Consider the following 21,185-nt stretch of genomic DNA (forward strand, 5'->3'; position numbering starts at 1 on the left):
CGATGCAAACAGCGCGAAGCATTTTGATGTGGATGGTGGTTTCGCTGTGCGGAATCGTCCTGATCACCTTGCCGGTCAATCTACAGACGCAGCTCATCGCGAGCACCGCGGTCGTTACCTTCATGGCTGTCATCAAGGTCCTTAAGGCGCAAGGAACATGGCGGCTGATCGCGCTCGCTTTCGGTACATCGATCGTCTTGCGCTACGTCTACTGGCGCACGACCAACACGCTCCCGCCCATCAATCAGCCGGAAAACTTCATTCCTGGCCTGCTGCTCTATCTTGCAGAAACCTACAACGTCGCCATGCTGATGCTCAGCCTTTTCATTGTTGCGACGCCCTTGCCCCCGCGCGTCGGCTGCGCATCGAAGGTGCAGCAATATCCATCCGTCGACGTTTTCGTTCCGTCCTATAACGAAGACACGAAGCTTCTCGCCAACACACTCGCGTCCGCCAAGGCGATGGACTATCCGGCCGACAAGCTCAAGGTTTGGCTGCTCGACGACGGCGGCACTTTGCAGAAGCGCAATTCCACCAAGCTTTTGGAAGCGCAGACAGCAATGGCGCGCCACGACGAACTCAAACAGCTTTGCGAAGATCTCGATGTCGAATATCTGACCCGTGATCGCAACGAGCATGCCAAGGCCGGCAATCTCAACAATGGTTTGAAGCATTCGAAAGGCGACCTGATCGCCGTTTTCGATGCCGACCATGCGCCGGCCCGCGATTTCCTGCTCGAAACCGTCGGTTATTTCGAGGACGATCCGAAGCTCTTTCTCGTCCAGACACCACATTTCTTCATCAATCCCGATCCGCTGGAGCGCAATCTGCGGACTTTCGACAACATGCCGAGCGAGAACGAGATGTTCTACGGCATCATTCAGCGTGGCCTGGACAAGTGGAATGCGGCCTTCTTTTGCGGTTCGGCGGCTGTATTGAGCCGCGCTGCGCTGGAATCCCAAAACGGCTTCAGCGGGATCAGCATCACCGAAGACTGCGAAACGGCATTGGCCCTTCATGGCAGCGGCTGGAACAGCATCTATGTCGACAAGCCGCTTATTGCCGGTTTGCAGCCCGCGACCTTTGCGAGCTTCATCGGCCAGCGCAGCCGCTGGGCGCAGGGTATGATGCAAATCCTTCGCTTCCGCTTCCCGCTGCTGAAGCGCGGCCTCTCGCTGCCGCAACGTCTTTGCTACATGTCCTCCACGCTCTTCTGGCTCTTTCCCTTTCCGCGCACGATTTTCCTGTTCGCGCCCCTCTTCTATCTTTTCTTCGATCTCGAAATCTTCACGGCGTCGGGTGGCGAATTCCTGGCCTATACGCTTGCCTATATGCTCGTGAACCTCATGATGCAGAACTATCTCTACGGTTCCTTCCGCTGGCCGTGGATTTCGGAACTCTATGAATATGTTCAGACGGTGCATTTGCTGCCCGCCGTCGTCTCGGTCATGCTCAATCCCCGAAAGCCGACTTTCAAGGTCACGGCCAAGGATGAATCGATCTCGACCAGCCGCCTCTCGGAAATCAGTCGTCCTTTCTTCGTGATTTTCGCCGTGCAGATCATCGCGGTTGCGGTAACAATATACCGCATCTATGCCGAACCCTATAAGGCAGACGTGACGCTGGTCGTCGGCGGCTGGAATATGATCAACCTGATCTTGTCCGGCTGTGCCCTTGGCGTTGTCTCGGAGCGTGGCGAGCGATCCTCCTCGCGCCGCGTCAGGGTCAATCGTCGCAGCGAATTCGGCGTCAACGGCAAATGGTATTCCGCCTCGATCGAAGACGTTTCCGTTCACGGCGCACGGCTGAACGTCTTCAACAAGGAGCTTGATCCGGTCATCGCGGGCACGGAGGGAGTGCTCCGTTTTCAGCCCTATAGCGGCGCAGAAATGGAAACGCTGCCAGTCATCGTCCGCAACGTTCAGCGAACCGGTGAGATAACGACAATCGGCTGCCAATATGTTCCGAAAGGTGCCCTGGATCATCGCCTGATTGCCGATCTGGTGTTTGCAAACTCCGATCAATGGACGCAGTTCCAGGTGGCGCGCCGTCGCAATCCCGGCATCATTCGCGGGACGATCTGGTTTCTGGGCCTGTCGCTTTATCAGACAAGCCGCGGTCTGCTTTATCTTTTCCGAAGCATGCGATCCGAAGGCGAGGCGGAGCAGCAAGGCGCAAAGGCTGGCAATTGATGAAAAGCGTCCTTTCAGCGCTGATTTTCCTGCTTGGCGCCACGATCGTCCACGCCCAGACGGCGCCCTTCGACATGTCCGGCGAACGGCCGAAAGGTGCAAAGCCGATCGTGCCGGAAACAGTGATTCCGCGGGCAACTGCGCCGCAAACGACCACGCCGCAGGTGACGACTCCCAAGGTGGCCGCTCCGCAAGCAGTGACCCCGCAACCGGCCGCCCCCCAAACAAGCACGCCGCAGGCAGTCGTGCCGCAAGCGGCCACGCCCGTCGTACCGGCGCAAACCATTCCAGCCGTAAAACAGGCGGCCGCAACGCCCGCGGCCGCTGACTTCCGGCGATATGTGGTGCCCTTCGCAAACTTTCGGCTGGAAGGTGAATATGATCGGAAATCCTGGTCGATCTACCTCACGCCCGAACAGGCCGCCGCCCCTGCCAAGTTCAATTTCGCCTATCAGAATGCGGTCGTCGTTGCCCCCGAGGCTTCGCAACTGACCATCTTTCTCAACAACCGCCCAATTGGCCAGCAGCAGATCGGCTCGCCGGACAATGCCTCTTCGATAAGCTTCGACATCCCGCGCGGCCTGCTGCAGCCGGGTGCCAATCTGGTGACGTTCGAAGCGACACAGCGCCATCGCACCGATTGCAACATCCAGTCGACCTACGAACTTTGGTCCGACATCGATCCGGCAAAGACCTATCTCAGCTTCGGCGAGCAGGCTGCACAAAGACTGTCGAGCACGGATGCGATCCGAGCAATCGGTGTCGATGGTGCCGGCAAGACCGAATTCAACCTCGTCGTGCCGGCTCTGGCGCAACCGGGCACCACAAAACCGCTGCTGCGGCTGGCTCAAGGCCTTTCGCTATTGAGCGGAATGCCGAACGAAACCTTCTCTTTCAGTACGGACTCGTTACCCCCACCCGGTCCCGGAAAGATGACGGTACTCGTCGGGACACCGGCCGAGCTGCAACCATTGTTTTCGGCACCCGCGGCAGCACAAACCGCCGCATTGGCAACCTTCGTCAAGGATCCGCGCACGGGCTCCACGATCCTTCTCGTCAGCGGGCCATCCTGGCAGGCGGTTTCCGGTGCAATCGATACCATCGTCTCGCCGACCGACAGAGACCCGACCGTCCGTCGCGATATCCTGGTAACCCAGCGCTGGACGGCGCCCGACGCGCCATTCCTGTTTTCGGATACGAGCCTTTCATTCTCGCAATTGGGTATCAACACGACGGAATTTTCGGGGCGGCGCTTCCATACCAGCTTCAATGTGGCAATCCCCTCGGACTTCTATGCCAACGCCTATGGCGAGGCGACCATCCTTCTTGATGCCGCCTATGCGAGAAACGTTCTGCCGGGGAGCCATATCGACGTCTATGTCAATGGCAGCATTGCCACGACGAAGCCGATTACCGCGACCGGTGGCGGCATTTTCAGGCACCTGCCCATCCGCGTGACGATGCGTCACTTCAAACCCGGTCTCAACACCGTGACGCTGGAAGCGATGTTGCAGACCAACGAAGACCAGGCGTGCATGCCCGGCACGACCTCCATCACAACGCCTCGTTTCGCACTGTTCGATACGAGCCAATTTCATATGCCGGACTTCGCCAGGGTCGCCCAACGTCCGAACCTCGCAGCACTGGCAGGCACGAGCTACCCATATAACCGTGGCCTCGTGCCGGCGGCCCTCTTCATCGACCGTACCGATACCGACACCTTATCTGCAACGGCAACATTGCTGGGACAGATGGCAGTCGTCGGCGGGCATCCCATCGATGTGGATCTTATCGCCTCCCCGAGCGGCGTCGGAAACCGCGACGCGATCTTCATAGGCTCGATTTCGGAGATGCCGACGACCACCCTGTCGCAGATGAACATCGCGACCACCAGCCAGGCATCCTGGCGCCCCGTCACATCAGGGCAAGGTGGCCAACCGGAAACCGCAGTCACATTCGACGAGTGGCGCTCGAGAATTGGCGGCGGCATGCTGCAGCAGCAGATATCGCGATTCCAGGATTGGATGCGCCGTAATTTCGATATCTCGCTGAGTTCGCTGCAGTTCATGCCCGGTGCGGAGCACGTCTTCACGCCCTCGAATGTCAACAGCTTCATGATCGCTCAGGGAGCGAGCGCCACAGGCGATTCCTCCTGGACGATCGTCACCGCGCCCTCGGCAAAGGACCTTCGAGCCGGGACCGAAGCCATGACATCCCAGGTCGATTGGCCGAAGATTGCCGGTCATATCACCGTCTATTCCAGCAAGACCGGAAAGGTCGACACGGTCCCCGTCAGCCGCTTCGACTTCGTCATGACGCAACCCTGGTCGATCACCAACTACCGTCTGATTGCGGCAAACTGGCTTTCGACCAACATTCTGTCCTATGCATTCCTGCTCGTCATCCTCTTCCTGCTGATCGGCGTTGCGACGTCGGGAATTCTCGCGAAGATCGGCAGGCGCGCATGAGGCGCTGGCGCACCATGCTCATTGCCGGTGGCGTCGCGCTTACGACGATGTGCCAGCCAGTTGCTGCGCAACACGCTGCAATCGCGCCTGAGGCCTGGGCTGCCTACAAGGCGAAATTCCTCGATACCAGCGGCCGCATCGTCGACAATGGAAATGACAATATCAGCCACAGCGAAGGACAGGGCTATGGTCTGTTGCTCGCTTATCTTTCGAACAGCCCCGCCGATTTCGAACAGATATGGTATTTCACGCGAACCGAGCTGCTGCTGCGCGACGATGGTCTCGCCGCCTGGAAATGGGACCCGGCTGTCACTCCGCATGTGACGGATACGAACAATGCTTCCGATGGCGACATGCTGATCGCTTACGCCCTGGCGCTGGCGGGATCGGCATGGAACAAGAAAGACTATTTGGAGGCGGCGGTGACGATAGCGCACGCGCTGCTTTCGCATGCCATCATTCACGCCGGCGGACAGACGCTGCTGCTCCCTGGTATCAAAGGCTATGGAGCCGCTGAACGGGAAGACGGCCCCGTCGTCAATCCCTCCTACTGGGTCTATGAAGCCATTCCCGTCATGGCGCTGCTGGCGCCTTCCGATGAATGGCAAAAGCTGACGGATGACGGCCTGGCCCTGCTGCGGTCGACGCAGTTGGGACCACGAAAATTGCCGGCGGACTGGGTGAGCCTGCGTAGCAAGCCTAGACCGGCTGAAGGTTTCGACGCCGAATTCGGTTACAATGCGATTCGCATCCCGCTTTACCTCGCGCGGGCGGGAATTTCCGACAAGGCGCTGTTGACGCGGCTGCAGGCGGGTATGACGGTCGAAGGCGATGAGCCGGCCACGATCGATCTGGAAACCGGCAAGCCAAAACAGCCACTTACGGACCCAGGTTATAGAATTGTTAACGATGTTGTGGCGTGTGTAACAAGCGGGGCGAAGCTGCCCGCTTCGGTTCGGCAATTCGCGCCGTCACTCTACTATCCGTCGACCCTTCAATTGTTGGGCCTGGCTTTCGTTGAGGAGAAACATCCGGAGTGTTTATAAAATCCTCCCTACTTACGGTTTCGGTGGCAGTCGCGGTGGCAGGGCTTATCATCGCGATGAAAAACCGTGACAACCTCGAAGAGGGATTGGGACTGGCCGCGCAAAACCAGATCACCCAGACAGGAAGCATCAAGCCAGTCGATGTAGCCTTCAACTCGCCACCGGTTGACATGAAAACCGTCGCCGACCGCATCCAAGCGGCGGCACCTTCCGCAGTTCTATCAGACACCACACCGGCCGCCGTCCAAGCGACGTCAGACACTCCAGCCACTGCCCAGGCGGCGCCGGACACATCGGACGCCGTCGCCCAGGCAGCGCCTCAATCGACCACGCCGCAGCCCGCACCGCCGCCGAAAGTCGACGAGAGCGCACTTCGCTATTTCGCAAGCCGTGGCGATAAGGCCAGACTTCAGGCCGAAATTTCCCGCCTTCAAGCACTTTATCCGGATTGGGTCCCCCCCGCCGATCCGCTGGCCGTCCCGCAAAACAGCGACAAGCAGCTCGAAGCCATGTGGCAGCTCTATTCCGAAGGCCGCTACGCCGAACTGCGCAAGGCCATCGCGGATCGCCAGGCGGCGGAAACCGCATGGCAACCGCCTGCCGACCTGCTGGAACGTCTCGATGTTGCCGAAGCGCGCGCGCGTCTGGTCAACGCATCCGATCTCAAACAATATGCAACCGTGGTCGACATCGGCGCCAACACGCCGAGTCTGCTCACCTGCAGTGATATCGACATTCTGTGGCGGGTCGCGGAGGCCTTCATCAGGACCAATCGCACGGCCCGCGGCGAGGATGCTTACGTCTACATCCTGAAGAATTGCGTCAATCCCCAGGAGAGGCTCGCAACCGTACAAAAGGCGTCGGCGCTGCTGTCCTACCAACCCATGCAAGATCTTCTTGCCCTGGAGAAAGCCGACGGCAATGGCGGCCGGGAATTCGACAGCATCCGCACAGACCTTGCACGGCGCTTCGTCGCCGAGGGCAATGATGATCCGAAACTGTCGGTCGCACCGGAGTATCTGTCTCAAGTCGAACACGCGGCGGAGACCCAGGGTCTCGCGTCTGATGCCTTGCTCCTTGGCTGGTATAATCTGCGCCGTGAGAACCACGACCAAGCGGAAAAGTGGTTCCGCGCAGCCCGTAGCAAGGACGATTCCGCTTCCGCCTCGCAGGGGTTGGCCCTGATCCTGATCGCCGATCACAAGGCTCAGGAAGCTGAGGATGTCATGTACAGGTGGCGTAACGAGTCCAAGGATGCGACGGCAACCTATCTTGCTGCCACAGCCAATGTGATGGCGCTGCAGCCGCCAGTCAGTCTCAGCGAAGACGTGCTCGGCCGTATGGCAGCCGAAGTCATCGAGCAAAAATACGTGCCGACCGCTCAGGAATTCGGCTGGTATGCCCGCTCGCTAAACCAGCCGCAAACTGCAGCCCGCTGGTTCGAAACGGCGTTGCGCTGGAAACCTGACGATGAACCCTCCGCCTACGGCCTGGTCATCACCCGCAATCAGTTGAATGACCGGCAGGGCGTCGCTGAAATTCAACGGCTATGGGCGGGTCGTTCGGAGCGTATCGCCAGGCTCGGCGAGGTCACGCCTCAAGCCCAGATCGGCGCTGCACCGCTGCCTTCGCCAAATCAGGCGATACCGCAAACGGTGGTGGCTCCGACCAGCTTGCCACCACTCACGACCTCACCGGCGCCAGCCGAGGCCAATGTCGGCACGCGGCAGCGCACCACTGCACGTTTGGGATATAGCGAGCCTCAGACACAAGTTGCGACGGTTCGGCGAGGCCCGCGCGAAGCGCGGGGTTGCTCCACGACGATCAGCGCCCAGCGCCTCAATCCCGCGGAAGCTGTCTCCCGCGGTTGGTGCCTCATGGACCTCAACCGTCCTATGGAAGCGATCGAAGCCTTCGAAGTCGCTTTGAACGGCCCTCCCGGCAAGGCGCGCGAAGACGCAGCCTACGGGCAAAGCCTCGCCTACCTGCGCGCGGGGCTTGCGAACAATGCGGCTGTTGCTGCGGCCAAGGCTCCTCTCAGCCGCCAGCGTGCCGCCGAGTTGCAGGTCGCCATCCTGGCCGATCGCGCGCTGACCTCATTCTCGGCCAAACGCTATCAGGAAACCCTGATCTATCTCGATCAACGGGCGCAACTGCAGCAGGAACGCATCGATCTGATGGTTCTGCGTGGCTACTGCTATCTCAATCTCAAAATGTACGATGATGCCGAGCGGATATTCAACGCTGTCGCCGCAACCGGCAACAAAGACGGAAATCGCGGCCTTGTCGATCTGAGACTCGCCAGGCATCCCGATCCCAGCGACTGATTTTGCGATCCAAGTTCAGCAATTGAACGACAAAAGGGTTCGGCACGTTTCCGTGAAAAGCCGAACCCTTCCGGGTCACATCGTTGGTTCAGTCCGTCGTCAAAGCAGCTTCAACAGCGCCTGGGCGGCAGCCGTGGAGGATGCCGGGTTTTGGCCAGTTACCAATCGGCCGTCCGTGATGGCAAAGCTTTGCCAGTCAGCAACCTTCTCGTATGTGCCGCCAAGGCGTTTCAGCTCATCTTCCACGAGGAAAGGAACAACGGAGGTCAAATGGACTGCCTCCTCCTCGCTATTCGTAAACCCTGTGACGCGCTTGCCTTTGACCAAGGGTTGCCCCTGATATTGCACATGACGGAGAACTCCAGGTGCGTGGCACACGGCGGCAACCGGCTTACCCGAATTATAAAAATCCTCGATCAGGGAAATGGATTTCCTGTCTTCCGCCAGATCCCACATGGGGCCGTGGCCGCCGGGATAAAAGACCGTGTCGAAGTCGGCAGCGTTGACGGTCGCGAGCTTGACGGTGTCCGCCAACACAGCTTGGGCGGCCTTGTCGGACTTGAAACGTGTCATAGCCGGCGTTTGATTTTCGGGCTCATCGCTCTTCGGATCGATCGGTGGCTGCCCACCCTTGGGGGATGCGACCGTGATCTGCGCCCCGGCGTCTTTGAAGACGTAATAAGGGGCCGCGAACTCTTCCAGCCAAAAGCCGGTCTTTCTTCCTGTATTGCCAAGCTGGTCATGGGAGGTCAGCACAATCAATATCTTGCTCATCAGCAGTACTCCTGATTTAGATTTACCGGATATCTGTCTGTCGGCGTGCGAAAGCATGCAATAAGCGCGTCGGTTCCATACGTCGACAGCGATAGATGCTTGGGACAATGCGTAATTATGCGGCTGCGAACAGATTTGGCGCCCAAAGCTACGATGATGACCAAACCCTGGCAAGTGTTCTGTGAGCGACGACGCAGAGAGCATCGCCCGCCATCTCAACAGTGGTTGCCGTCAGCGACGGAGGCCTGCCGCTCAGGTTTTTGCCGCTGCGGCGCGCTGCTTTCGATATTGCACCGTCGGAAGGCCACCCCAGCCCCAATTGTCCAGATCCACCTCCTCGATCACGACGTAGGTGGATTCCAGAGGCTTGTTCAGTACATCGAGCAACACCTGGCTGACGCCGGCGATGATGGCAGCCTTCTCTTCTGCCGTGACCGAGTTGCGGTCGGGAGTCGTTCCTTCACGGGTAACCTGTACGGTAACGATCGGCATGACAGTCTCCTTTCAAGACTTGGATTCGGGAACTACCAGGCGGCGGCACCAGAGGTGATCGCGCCTCTCCGCTTCAGCGTTGCGGTCTACCAGCGTCCGGCGTTCTGGCCGCCGTCGACGTGGAGGATTTCACCCGTTACGAAATTTGCCGTCTCGAGATAAAGCACGGCATCGACGATGTCGCGGATCTCACCCATCCGGCCGACGGGATGCAGACCTGAAAGCGCCTCATGCGTTTCCGGCGAATTCATCGGCGTCTTGATGATCCCCGGCGATACGGCATTCACCCGAACGCCGGTTTTCGCGAATTCTATCGCCAGTCCCTGGGTGACCGAGTTGAGGCCGCCCTTGGTCAAAGAGGCGAGCGCTGCCGGTACGCCGGCAATCGGCTGATTGACCAGGCTCGTCGTAATATTGACGACGTGGCCGGAGCCTTGCTTCAGCATTTCAGCAGCAACCCGCTGGGTGATGTGGAAGAAACCGGCGACGTTCACGCTCATATTGTGGTCGAAGTCCTGCTGCGTGAACTCGATGAACGGCTTGGCAAGGAAGACGCCGGCATTGTTGACCAGCGTATCGATGCGGCCGAAGTGCTCCAATGCCTCGCGCACCACGCGTTCCGCGGTTTCCGGATCGGCGATATCGCCGGCCACAGCATGTACGCCTGCGTCGGAGCTGGCCTTGATCGACCGCGAGGTCGCAACGACACGATAGTTGCGATCACGATAGGCTCGAACTAGCGCTTCGCCGATCCCCTGCGATGCTCCGGTGATGATGGCAACTTTTTGTTGACTGCTCATGATGTGCATCCTTTCAAGTGCAGCGGCCGGAGGTTTCGGGGCCGCCCGACGCCGTCGGCGTTGGTGCTATTGATTTAGATGCATCCATCATTCGGGAGAATTGTCGGCCTTTGGCAGACAATCATCCGCATATCGGCATAATCAGGCCAAGGAGCCTGCCTCCGTCGCTATACGACTGAGCTCGACGCGCAGACGAGGGACGGCATAATCGACGAAGGCACGCACCTTTGGCACGGACATGCGGCCCTGTGGCGCGAGCAAGTGAACTGGAAGCGCGGGATGCTCGGCATCGGCAAGCACGATCTTCAGCCGCCCGTCCCGGACATATTCCGCGACGTGATAAGAATAAAGCCGCGTCAAACCGATACCCGCTGCGGCCGATGCTGCAGCGGCGCGCACGCTGTTCACGATGTACCGAGGCGTGAAATGCACTGTTCTCGGTATTGGCGATCCTTTCGCCGGCGTGAAGCTCCAGGACTCGAGGCCGAAATTGCTGAACGCCACGATCTGATGTTTGGCGAGATCGGACGGCTCGACGATATCGGGATTGCCAGAAAGATAGCGGGGGGATGCGACCACGACGCGCCTGACGTCGCCGCCGATCCGGGTCGAGATATGAGAGGAATCCGTCAAGTTGCCGATGCGAAGCGCAAGATCGACGCCCTCGTCGACGAGGTTGACGAACCGATCCAGCATCAGAAATCGAACGGAGACGCTCGGATGGAGCTCGAGGAAATCATCCAGAATGGGACGTAGAACCTCTTCGCCCAGGATTGGCGGCGCCGAAATGGTCAGGGTGCCTTGCGGCGACGACCGCTCGCCTCCGGCTACCATATCGGCCTCTTCCAGCTCGATGAGCACCCGCCGGCATGCAGCCACATAGCGTTGACCGGCCTCGCTCAGCTTGAGCGTGCGGGTCGTCCGATGCAGCAGCTCGACCCCGACATGGGCCTCCAGCGAGCTGAGCGCCCTGCTGATCGCAGTCGGCGATCGCTTCAGCTTGCGCGCCGCCCCGGCAAGGCTGCCCTCGTCGACCGCCGTGACGAAAACCCTCATTGCGTCGATACGATCCATTCTAAGGCTCCGCAGGATGTGGTTCGTGGCGGACAGTTTTCGTCGGATTTTCGGCTGGCGTAAATATGGGCGCTCTCCGCCCGAACCCTATCCAAGGGCATCGGCGACACCATCGTACAATAAAAGCCTGGTGCTCTGATGAGAGTCTTCGGCTCGACAAAGCCCGCCACTTGGCTGCATGGGAGCATGCCAAAAAGCGTTTTCGGCTGAACTCGGAACAGCGTTCAGCTCCGTTCGAACCTAGATGAGATGAATAGTTGAAACCGTCGAAGCGGAACTGACCGCGTCGACGGTTTTCTTTTGGGAATGGCGGCAGTCAGCTATTCGACCGAATTGAACTTCTTCACTTGCAGGAAGTTCACGGCCGTACCGCTGAAGCGTTCCGGGTCGATCGACGCGGTCTGCACCTTGAAGCCGTCGGTATAGACGGCGGTCGGCTGAGCGCGCAGCGTCGGGCTGACGAAGCGCGGAGCCTTGACCGGGCGGTTGACGATCTCGACGCGGGCATTGGTGATCGCCCACTGCGAGATCATCTTCTCGGTCAGCTTCGGCTCGGTGGTCACCGTCGCGCGACCTGCATCGGCCACTGCGGCATCCTGCTTGTTCGGCCGGCCACCCTTGGTCGCCATCCCGGCAGCAATCGGACTCTCCTGCGACCGCGCCGGTTCGAAGCTGTCGTTGAAGCGGCCGCTGTTGACCTTGATTTTGTTGGAAGTCGGCGCAAGTGCGGCAACCTGCATCGGCATCGGCTGTCCCGGCCGCTTCTGCGGCGAGACCGCTGCAATAGCCCGGACGGCGTCATTATCGGCAGCGGTATTGTTCTCGTCCGGCGGCGTGGCATCCGCAACACTCTTCGGCGGTATCTCGTCCTTGGATGCGGCATTGTTAGCAGCCACATTGACCGGAACGCCGGCATTCGCATCCGCTTGATCGACGCGATGCTGTTCGAGAGCCGCCACGATCGACGGCGACAGCGTGCCTTCGTCGGCCGCATCATCGATCGCATCCGGATCGGCATCGGCGGAGGCGAGCAGGCTTTCAGCCACTTCCGGACGCTCGGCCGGAACCGGCACGTCGGCGGTCTGATCCTTCGCGTCCGACTCGGCGGAGGCTAGCTCGGCATCACCGGGCGAGCGACGGTCAAGTAGTGCCGGCACGGGAACGCGATAGTCACGAAGATCCGCATATTGCTGGTCCTGCTGGCCGTTTGCATCCGGCATGGCCGCGGTAAGCGCATCCTGAGCGGCGTTATGCGGCTGCGACAGCAGAGCCGAAGCCACTTCGCTGCCCGCCGGCTGGTTGCCGAAGGCTGGACGAACCTGTGGAACAGGCGCGTTTATGCTGGCAACCTGCGTAGCCGGTTGGCTGTCGTCGCCGTCATCCGCGGTTGCGGGAGCCTGGTCGGTCTTCTTGCTGGCAACAAGGGTGGCCGGCGCTGCCGTCGTCGGCGCACCTTCATCCGCATTGTCCTCTTCCTCATCCGCGCCGCCGCCGCCAAACAGTCTGGCGAAGAAGCCGCGACGCGCATGCGAAGCGCTGGCGATCTGGATATCGTCGGAAGACATGCGGCGCTTGTAGTCGGCAACCGCCTCCTGATAGCCCGGCAACGGCCGACCATCAGCCGGAATATGCATCGTCTTGCCATCGGGGAAGAGACGGACGAGATCCTGGCGATCCATGCGCGGCCAGGCGCGCACGCCGCCGACGTCCATATGCACGAAGGGCGAACCGGACGTCGGATAATAGCCGACGCCGCCAACCTGCAGCTTCATGCCGATCTCGCGCAGCTTGGTGAGCTTGACATCGGGAATATAGAAATCCATCGCGTTGCCGAGCATATGCTGGCTCTTCTTCGCGACACCCGTATGGGCCGAACGCGTGCGCAGCATCTCGTTGGTTCCCGGCGAGCGGAAGCCGCAGACGACATAGATGAATTCATGCGAACCGCTTTCGCGGTAGACTTCCCAGATCAGGTCAAACAAGCGCGGGTTCATCTTGGTCGGCTGGTTTTTACGCCAGTCGCGCAGGATGCGGTTCAGTTTCTCCAGACCGTCCGGATCGAACTTTCCATTGCGCTTGTAGGTGATGACTGCCTTTTCGCCTGTATGGACGTAGTAGATCTTGAGGCTGCGGGTTTCGCCGCCTGCCTGGGAGGGGGAGCCAACGAAAACCGGAGTGGAAACGGCCATCGCAAGCAGACCAACGGCTACGACCTTGGCCACCTTACGCAATATCTCCGAGCACGCAAAAAGCCTGCTCAAGCTATTAGGCTTGGTATTTCCACTCAGATTCGGCAATTCGATCCCCGTCCGACAGACAATGTCGCATCGTGTTCCAAATGGCTGTCAATTGCGGTGACACGATGGCAAAAATGCCACACATGGTCGCCCTCTTCATACATGGTGAACGATGCACTAACAAGTGCTTTACGACAGGTAACAAAATATGCTTGCCTAAACGTTAATATACGCTCAGGCCGCATGTTTCTGCGGGTCATCCGGGTCTATCCCATAGTCTTTCAACTTGCGATAGAGAGTCGACCGCCCGATTCCGAGCTTCCTTGCCACTTGACTCATTTGTCCTCGATAGAATTTGAGAGCGAATCGAATAAGCTCTTCCTCAACATCTGCGAGCTTTCTGACGTCGCCGAACGGGTCCGTGCTGGCGATGACATTATCCGATTGAGGAGCAGATGATGTGTCGACGATCGAAAGCGGCGGAGTTGTAGCCGCATCGGAGGAAATGACACGCATGCCGCGTTCAAATCTTTCGTCGGGGTCCATACCGCTGCTGAAAGCCTCGGAATTATCCACAACTAAGGTCGGATGCTCGGCGGTGAAATAGCCAGGCAACTGTGCCGCAATCTGCGGGAAGTCGGCTTCCACCAGCTCCGAACCCTCCGACAGCACGACAGCGCGGAAGACCGCGTTTTCGAGCTGGCGGATATTGCCCGGCCAGTCATAGGCCGTCAGCAATGCCAGGGCACCAGGACTGATCGAAAGCGAATGACCGAGCTTCTGTTCGAGCGCAAATCGATCGGCGAAGGCGCGTGCGAGGTATGGAATGTCTTCCTTACGGCGACGCAGCGCCGGCATGGTGATCGGGAAGACGTTGAGGCGATAGTAGAGGTCTTCACGGAACCGGCCGGCCTTTACCTCCTCGATCAGATCCTTGTTGGTCGCCGAAATCAGCCGGACATTGACCTTCTGGGCAACGCGTGCGCCGACCGTCTCGATCTCACCCTGCTGCACGGCGCGCAGGAGCTTGACCTGCACCTCCAGCGGCAGATCGCCGACTTCATCGAGGAACAGCGTGCCGCCATCGGCCTCCATGAACTTGCCGACATGCCGCTCGGCAGCGCCGGTGAAGGCGCCCTTCTCGTGGCCGAAGAGAATACTCTCGACAAGATTGTGCGGAATGGCACCGCAATTGACCGTCACGAACGGCTTGCCAGCGCGGTCGCTGCCGGCCTGGATAGCACGCGCCACCAGCTCCTTGCCGACGCCGGATTCGCCTTCGAGCACCACGGGGATGTTCGATTGCGCGGCGCGCTGGGCAAGATCGATCACCCGCATCATCGCCGGGCTCGCCGAGACGATGTCGTCGAAGCTGATCGTGCTCGTCCGCGATCTGCGTCCGGCGCGAGCCCGCGCCTCACGTTGATCGAGCTTCAGCGCATTGGCGATTGAAGCCGCTATCCGTTCCGGCGATACCGGCTTGACGACGAAATCGAAAGCGCCGGCCCGCATGGCCTGCACCACGGTCTCGATACCGCCCTGCCCCGTCTGCACGATGACCGGCAGATCGGTGCCCATATCGCTCAGCGCACTCAGAAACTCGATGCCGTTCATCTCCGGCATCATGAGGTCGAGCACGATCACATTGATCTGCTCGCTGTTGCGCTTCAGCATCTCAAGGCCGAAACGGCCATTCTCCGCCAGATGAGCAACGTGTCCGTGCCGCTCGATAGCGTTTTTCAGCAGACGCCGTTGAATCGGATCATCCTCAACAACGAGAATCTGCGCGCCCCCCTTGGCGCTATTAAATACGGTCATTGGTGCCTCACTTCATGCGAAACCTGATGAGGACCTTCGCAGAAAGGCTTGAACACGAAGTTTTGCCAAAGCATCGTATTTTAATCATTATGACGAATGTAACGTCGTCTATGAATTCCGTTGTCGATCCCAGAGTATCCGGCTTTCAGGCGCGATCACCTGCAAGCGGATAAGATGCCCTAGATTCAAAAGACTAGCGCCATCTCTGTGCGTTCAAATGAATAGACAGCGCTCCAGGGAAATCCGCCCTTGCCGTCGCCTTTTCAGCCGAATAGACACGGAGAGACCGGACTGTTCCGCAAAGAAAAGCAGAGGAAATACCGCCCATGAGCCCGACCTCGCTCCATTCATCCCTTAATTTTTCCGCCGGCCCGACGGCCGCCGCGACCAATCCCGCGCTCGGCGACCTGCCCGCCTGGAAGCTCAGCGACCTCTATCCTTCCGCCACCTCCACGGCCTTCGTCAGTGACATGGAGAAGGCCGGAAAGGCGGCGATCGCCTTCGAGGAAAAGTGGAAAGGCAAGCTTGCCGACGCTGCCACCAAGACCGGCGAGGCAGGCATCGGTGCCGCGCTCAAGGAATATGAGGCGCTGGATGATATCATGGGCCGCCTCGGCTCCTTCGGCGGCCTCACCTATTTCTCCAACACCAGCGATCCGGCCAACGGCAAGCTCTATGGCGACGTGCAGGCGCGGCTGACCGACTATTCCGCCCATCTGCTGTTCTTTCCGCTGGAGCTTAATCGCATCGACGATGCCGCGATGGATGCCTGCATGGTGAACGACCCGGCCGCCGGCCACTACCGCCCCTGGATCGTCGACCTGCGCAAGGACAAGCCCTACCAGCTCGACGACAAGCTGGAGCAGCTATTCCTGGAAAAATCCATGACCAGCGCCGCCGCTTTCAATCGCCTGTTCGACGAGACGATGGCGGAGCTGCGCTTCGAGGTAGACGGCGAGAAGCTGCCGCTGGAAGTCGCCTTGAACATGCTGCAGGAGAAAGACCCCGAGGTGCGCCGCAAGGCGGCAATGGCTCTCGCCGAGACCTTCAAGGCCAATTTGCGCATCTTCACGCTGATCACCAATACGCTTGCCAAGGATAAGGACATCGCCGACCGCTGGCGCGGCTTCGAGGACATCGCCGACAGCCGGCATCTGGCCAACCGCGTCGAACGCGAGGTGGTCGATGCATTGGCTGCCGCCGTGCGCGACGCCTATCCTCGCCTGTCACATCGCTATTACACGATGAAGGCCAAGTGGCTCGGCATGGAGCAGATGAATTTCTGGGACCGCAATGCGCCACTCCCCGAGACCTCGAATGCGCTGATCCCCTGGACCGAAGCGAAGCAGACCGTTCTTTCCGCCTATGACAATTTCGCTCCGGAAATGGCCGCGATCGCCAAGCGATTCTTCGACGAGGAATGGATCGACGCACCTGTGCGCCCCGGCAAGGCGCCAGGCGCCTTCGCGCATCCGACCGTTCCGTCGGCGCATCCCTATGTGCTCGTCAACTATATGGGCAAGCCGCGCGATGTCATGACCCTAGCACACGAGCTCGGCCATGGTGTGCATCAGGTGCTTGCCGGCGGCCAGGGCGCGCTGATGTGCCAGACGCCGCTGACGCTGGCTGAAACGGCCTCCGTCTTCGGCGAAATGCTGACCTTCCGCGCCTTGCTCGACAAGATCACAGACAAGCGCGAGCGCAAGGCGATGCTCGCCCAGAAGGTCGAGGACATGATCAACACGGTCGTCCGCCAGATCGCCTTCTACGAATTCGAACGCAAGGTGCACACCGCCCGCAAGAACGGCGAGCTGACAGCGGACGATATCGGCGAGCTGTGGCTCTCAGTCCAATCGGAAAGCCTCGGACCGGCGATCAAGATTTCCGAGGGCTATGAGACCTATTGGGCCTATATCCCCCACTTCATCCACTCGCCCTTCTATGTCTACGCCTATGCCTTCGGCGACTGCCTGGTGAATTCGCTCTATGCCGTCTATCAGAATGCCGAGCAGGGCTTTCAGGAGAAATATTTCGAGCTGCTGAAGGCCGGCGGCACCAAGCATCACTCCGAACTCCTGAAGCCCTTCGGCCTCGACGCCACCGATCCGTCGTTCTGGAGTAAGGGACTGTCGATGATCGAAGGGCTTATCGATGAGCTGGAGGCGCTAGATAGAAACTAAGTCTTCCTGTTTGTTCGGAAGATGAGCAAGTCAGGCATGTTCGTCGTTATGGCGCCTTCGTGCCTGGCCCCTCACCCCAGCCCTCTCCCCGCTCATGCGGGGAGAGGGAGCTATCCTGCGCAAATCGCTCGCTGATCGTCTGGACACGAGCGGTACGGCGGATAGAGAACTGGTCCCCTCACCCCGCTCGCGGGAGAGGGTTAGGGTGAGGGCCAGGCACATAGGTGCGCCAAATACGAAGGCGCCTGACAATCGACACAACAAGAAAGCTATACAGGCCGAAACATGGCCGATACCCAACCCTACGTCCTCTTCCGGGACGACAGCACAGGACAGGTGATGCTCTTTGCCGAGCCGGCGGAGATCATCACGGCTCAAACACGTGCGGAATTCTTCGATGCCCTTGACCGGATGCAAAAGGCGAAGGAGGACGGAAAATGGCTGGCGGGCTATATGGCCTATGAGGCCGGTCACCTCTTCGAGGAAAAGCTTGCCCCTTTCGCTGAGGAGAACCGCGAGACGCCGCTGCTCTCATTCGGCGTCTTCGACGCTCCGGCGGCGGACGGCCACCCCCTCGCCCAGCCATTGCAACGCCTTGAAAACGAGGCGTTTCTGACCGACGCCACGGCCGCGTGGAACCCCTCCATATATAAAGAGAGATTCGACCGGCTGCATTGGCATTTGCGCCAGGGCGACTGCTATCAGGCAAACCTCACCATGCCCATCACGGCCCGTTGGAACGGCGACGCCCGCGCCGCCTTCTGGTCGCTGATCGAGCTCCAGCCGGTGAAGTATGGAGCGCTGGTCGATCTCGGCGGCCCGGTCATCCTGTCGCGCTCGCCCGAACTCTTCTTCCGCACCGACGACGACGGCTGGATCGAGACGCATCCGATGAAGGGCACGGCCAAGCGCGGCGCCAACGACGCCGAGGATGCCGAGATCATCAGCGCCATGCTTGCCGACGAGAAGACGCAGGCCGAGAACCGCATGATCGTCGACCTCCTACGCAACGATATCTCGCGCATCACCGAGGTCGGCACGCTCGACGTGCCGAAACTCTTCGAGATCGAGACCTATCCTACCGTGCACCAGATGGTCAGCCATGTGCAGGCGAAGCTGCGCCCCAATATGACCATTCGCGATATCTTCGCGGCACTCTTCCCCTGCGGCTCGATCACCGGCGCGCCGAAAATTCGGGCGATGGAAATTCTGCACGACCTCGAAGTCGGCCCGCGTGACGCCTATTGCGGGGCGATCGGTATGATTGCGCCGAGCGGCGCTATGCGTTTTTCCGTGGCGATCCGCACCATCACGCTGTTCGACGACGGCCGCGCCGTCTTCAATGTCGGCGGCGGCATCGTTTTCGATTCGACGGCGGAGGCGGAATATGAAGAATGCCTGCTGAAGGCACGCTTCGCCGTGGGGGACCGATGGATCCGGCGCTAGAGGACTTTTCGCTGATCGAGACGCTGCGTTATGAGCCGCAGACGGGCTTCCTGCGCCTGCGCCTGCATCTTGCCCGCCTCCAGCGTTCCGCCCGCCGATTGGGTTTTCCCGCACCGAAGGATGCGCTAACGAAACTGGATGCGGCCGTCGCCGGCGCGAACGCTCCATTGCGGGTCCGTCTGACATTCGATCGCGCCGGACGGACGGAAGTCACGACCGCCGCCTTCACGCCCCTTGCACCCGACGCCACCTGGCGCGTCCGCATCGCCGGAACCCGTCTTGATTCCGCCGACACGCTGCTGCGCGTCAAAACCACTCGCCGGTCCGTCTATGAGGCTGCCCGCGCCGAATATTCGCCGGCGGAGGCCGACGAAGTGCTGTTGCTCAATGAAAGGGATGAGGTCTGCGAGGGCACTATTACCTCTGTATTCCTCGACGAGGGTTCCGGTCCATTGCGAACGCCGCCCATCTCTTCCGGCCTGCTTGCCGGTGTGTTGCGCACCGAACTCATTTGCCAACGCAAAGCCCGCGTCGGCCGGATAAGGCTGGACGATCTGGAAAAAGGTGAGCTTTATGTCGGAAACTCCCTGCGCGGACTGATCTGCGCACAACTCATACGGAATTGACGCAATGTTCATCCTCTCCCTGACCTATCTCAAGGGCAATGACGAAGCCGACGAGCACATGGAGCCGCATATGGCCTGGGTGAAGGAAGGTTATGCGAAGGGCTGGTTCCTCGCGTCCGGCCGCAAGGTGCCGCGCACTGGCGGCATCATCTTTGCCCTGGGCGACCGTGATGAACTGGAAGCCTATGTCGCAGCCGATCCCTTCACCATCCACGGCGTCGCCGCCTATGAAGTGACGGAAATCGCTCTGACGACCGTCGTGGAAGGTTTGGAGGCGCTGAAAGCCTGATTGAAAACCGGGAGGGCGTCGCCGCGATGGATGATCTCAGTCAACATCTGAAACAATTGGAAGAACGGCTTTTCGATCCGGCGGTGCGTGCATCGAGACCGGCGCTGGAGGAACTGTTGTCCGCCGAGTTTCGCGAGATCGGCAGTTCAGGCATGCTCTATACGTTTGGCGACATCGTCGATCGGCTCACCGAGGGCGAGCCCGACGGCATTTCACGGGTACTGACCGGTTTTGAATTAAAAATGCTCTCCGATACGCTCGCGCTCGTGACCTATCGTGCAACCCTCCACTATCCGGATGGACGTGACGTCAGGACGCTCCGCAGTTCGATCTGGCGGCTGGAAGCGGTCGAGCGCTGGCGGATGCTCTTCCATCAGGGAACGTTGACTCAGTAGGCTCCATCCATGACCTTGTTGACCTACACACCCTATGACGGCTCCGCAAAGCCCTTCACCATTGGTCTCTTGCCGCTCGATCCGGCAAGATGGATCGAGCCGGACGCCGACCTCAGGCGCTACCTCGATGAAAAGCGAGAGCTTCTTCGCGATCATCGCGACGATATTTTCGTTTCCGAAGACGGATCGGAGAATGCGCAGCAGGAATGCCTTGATCTTCTGAGCGCTTATCTCTGCGAACAGCATCCCGCGATCTATCGTCGTCAAGGCGATATCGTCTCCGCCGCCGGTCACGCGATCGATCTCGCCGATCCCTACCTACCGCCGCTTCTGAAAGCCGGTTCGCTCGTCGCCGACGATCTCGTCATCATGCGGCGCAAGGAGAATGGCTGGCATCTCGTCGCCGGCCATGTCGCCTTCCCCTCCTCCTGGTCGCTCCAGGAAAAATTCGGCCGGCCGATGCAGGCGATTCATGCCGACGTGCCCGGTTTCAGCGAGGGCACCCGCAATGCCGTTCTCATCAACCGCATCTTCGACAATCTGCAGGTGACGCAGCCCGTCGAGCGGATGAACTGGTCGGTGAGCACGACAAACGAATTGTCCCTCCCGACTTCGAAGCACAGGCGACCGCCGGCCAGCACGGCTCCCACGCTCGAAACCAGCTTTGCCCGCGTCGAGCGCCAAACGCTACGCAAGCTGCCGGTATCCGGCGATATCCTCTTCACCATCCGCGTCTATGTCGACCCGATCGCGGCGATCGCCGGCCATCCCAAGGCCCCGGAACTGGCATCGAGCTTTGCCGCACAATTGGATGCTTTGGATGAACAGCAGACGGCCTATAAGGGCCTCACCCATCAGAAAGCAGAGTTGGTGAGGCAATTGCGAGCGCTTGCGGAAGTTGCGTCACCGGATTGACATTTACCCGATAAGCCAGGACGGCTCTTTATTGTGACATGAATTTATGGTTAGAGCCGTTCACCTCGCATTTTCGCGCAAACACTGATTGAATTTCAGCGACCGA

15 protein-coding genes and 2 pseudogenes are annotated in these 21,185 nt (G+C 59.8%); 10 read left to right on the plus strand and 7 right to left on the minus strand.

Features of this window, described 5'->3' with window-relative positions; all coding sequences use genetic code 11:
- The first annotated feature begins 2 nt into the window (after window positions 1-2).
- From bcsA to GGD50_RS07605, 4 genes are read left to right on the plus strand one after another with little or no spacing between them, the layout of a single operon-like run.
- The gene (bcsA, locus tag GGD50_RS07590) at window positions 3-2,192 is read left to right on the plus strand and encodes a UDP-forming cellulose synthase catalytic subunit (RefSeq protein WP_107109171.1); all 2,190 of its coding nucleotides are present in this window, start codon (window positions 3-5) and stop codon (window positions 2,190-2,192) included.
- Window positions 2,192-4,660 carry a cellulose biosynthesis cyclic di-GMP-binding regulatory protein BcsB gene (locus tag GGD50_RS07595; RefSeq protein WP_181316093.1) on the plus strand — a complete coding sequence of 823 codons (2,469 nt, stop codon included), beginning with the start codon at window positions 2,192-2,194 and terminating at the stop codon, window positions 4,658-4,660. Before bcsA ends, GGD50_RS07595 begins: the two co-directional genes overlap by 1 nt.
- A complete protein-coding gene (locus GGD50_RS07600; RefSeq protein ID WP_107109172.1) occupies window positions 4,657-5,706 on the plus strand; it encodes a family 8 glycosyl hydrolase in 1,050 nt (349 codons plus the stop codon). The genes GGD50_RS07595 and GGD50_RS07600 overlap by 4 nt, the downstream gene beginning before the upstream one ends.
- The gene (locus GGD50_RS07605; RefSeq protein WP_107109466.1) at window positions 5,703-8,033 is read left to right on the plus strand and encodes a cellulose synthase; all 2,331 of its coding nucleotides are present in this window, start codon (window positions 5,703-5,705) and stop codon (window positions 8,031-8,033) included. The genes GGD50_RS07600 and GGD50_RS07605 overlap by 4 nt, the downstream gene beginning before the upstream one ends.
- A 99-nt stretch (window positions 8,034-8,132) precedes the next feature.
- On the opposite strand, the gene GGD50_RS07610 is transcribed toward GGD50_RS07605, so the two are convergent.
- From GGD50_RS07610 to GGD50_RS07635, 7 genes and pseudogenes are all read right to left on the minus strand, one after another.
- Window positions 8,133-8,807 carry a type 1 glutamine amidotransferase domain-containing protein gene (locus tag GGD50_RS07610; RefSeq protein ID WP_107109173.1) on the minus strand — a complete coding sequence of 225 codons (675 nt, stop codon included), beginning with the start codon at window positions 8,805-8,807 and terminating at the stop codon, window positions 8,133-8,135.
- Window positions 8,808-9,059: 252 nt separating this feature from the next.
- On the minus strand, window positions 9,060-9,299 hold the full coding sequence (locus GGD50_RS07615; RefSeq protein ID WP_107109174.1) for a tautomerase family protein: 240 nt from the start codon (window positions 9,297-9,299) through the stop codon (window positions 9,060-9,062).
- Window positions 9,300-9,385: 86 nt separating this feature from the next.
- Window positions 9,386-10,099, minus strand: a complete 714-nt coding sequence (locus GGD50_RS07620) for an SDR family NAD(P)-dependent oxidoreductase (protein WP_107109467.1) — start codon at window positions 10,097-10,099, stop codon at window positions 9,386-9,388.
- 141 nt (window positions 10,100-10,240) lie between these two features.
- Window positions 10,241-11,173, minus strand: coding sequence for a LysR family transcriptional regulator (locus GGD50_RS07625; RefSeq protein ID WP_107109175.1), 933 nt, complete (start codon window positions 11,171-11,173; stop codon window positions 10,241-10,243).
- 320 nt (window positions 11,174-11,493) lie between these two features.
- The gene (locus GGD50_RS07630) at window positions 11,494-13,470 is read right to left on the minus strand and encodes a peptidoglycan L,D-endopeptidase MepK (RefSeq protein WP_107109176.1); all 1,977 of its coding nucleotides are present in this window, start codon (window positions 13,468-13,470) and stop codon (window positions 11,494-11,496) included.
- A gap of 174 nt (window positions 13,471-13,644) precedes the next feature.
- Window positions 13,645-13,854: pseudogene (locus GGD50_RS33475) on the minus strand (helix-turn-helix domain-containing protein); the annotation flags it as partial.
- A gap of 123 nt (window positions 13,855-13,977) precedes the next feature.
- Window positions 13,978-15,228: pseudogene (locus GGD50_RS07635) on the minus strand (sigma-54-dependent transcriptional regulator); the annotation flags it as partial.
- A gap of 326 nt (window positions 15,229-15,554) precedes the next feature.
- Here GGD50_RS07635 and GGD50_RS07640 point away from each other — a divergent pair.
- The 6 genes from GGD50_RS07640 (at window position 15,555) to GGD50_RS07665 (ending at window position 21,079) form a co-directional block, all read left to right on the plus strand.
- Entirely contained in the window at window positions 15,555-17,408 is a 1,854-nt protein-coding gene (locus GGD50_RS07640) for a M3 family oligoendopeptidase (RefSeq protein ID WP_107109178.1), read from the plus strand.
- Window positions 17,409-17,693: 285 nt separating this feature from the next.
- Window positions 17,694-18,854, plus strand: a complete 1,161-nt coding sequence (locus GGD50_RS07645) for an aminodeoxychorismate synthase component I (protein WP_107109179.1) — start codon at window positions 17,694-17,696, stop codon at window positions 18,852-18,854.
- The gene (locus GGD50_RS07650) at window positions 18,839-19,480 is read left to right on the plus strand and encodes an aminotransferase class IV family protein (RefSeq protein WP_107109180.1); all 642 of its coding nucleotides are present in this window, start codon (window positions 18,839-18,841) and stop codon (window positions 19,478-19,480) included. The genes GGD50_RS07645 and GGD50_RS07650 overlap by 16 nt, the downstream gene beginning before the upstream one ends.
- 4 nt (window positions 19,481-19,484) lie before the next feature.
- On the plus strand, window positions 19,485-19,769 hold the full coding sequence (locus tag GGD50_RS07655; protein WP_107109181.1) for a YciI family protein: 285 nt from the start codon (window positions 19,485-19,487) through the stop codon (window positions 19,767-19,769).
- Between the two features lie 26 nt (window positions 19,770-19,795).
- The gene (locus GGD50_RS07660) at window positions 19,796-20,164 is read left to right on the plus strand and encodes a nuclear transport factor 2 family protein (protein WP_107109182.1); all 369 of its coding nucleotides are present in this window, start codon (window positions 19,796-19,798) and stop codon (window positions 20,162-20,164) included.
- A gap of 9 nt (window positions 20,165-20,173) precedes the next feature.
- On the plus strand, window positions 20,174-21,079 hold the full coding sequence (locus GGD50_RS07665; protein WP_107109183.1) for a heme-dependent oxidative N-demethylase family protein: 906 nt from the start codon (window positions 20,174-20,176) through the stop codon (window positions 21,077-21,079).
- The last annotated feature ends 106 nt before the right edge of the window (window positions 21,080-21,185 follow it).

This window comes from Martinezella paranaensis, from assembly GCF_014200235.1.
Lineage (GTDB): Bacteria > Pseudomonadota > Alphaproteobacteria > Rhizobiales > Rhizobiaceae > Rhizobium > Rhizobium paranaense.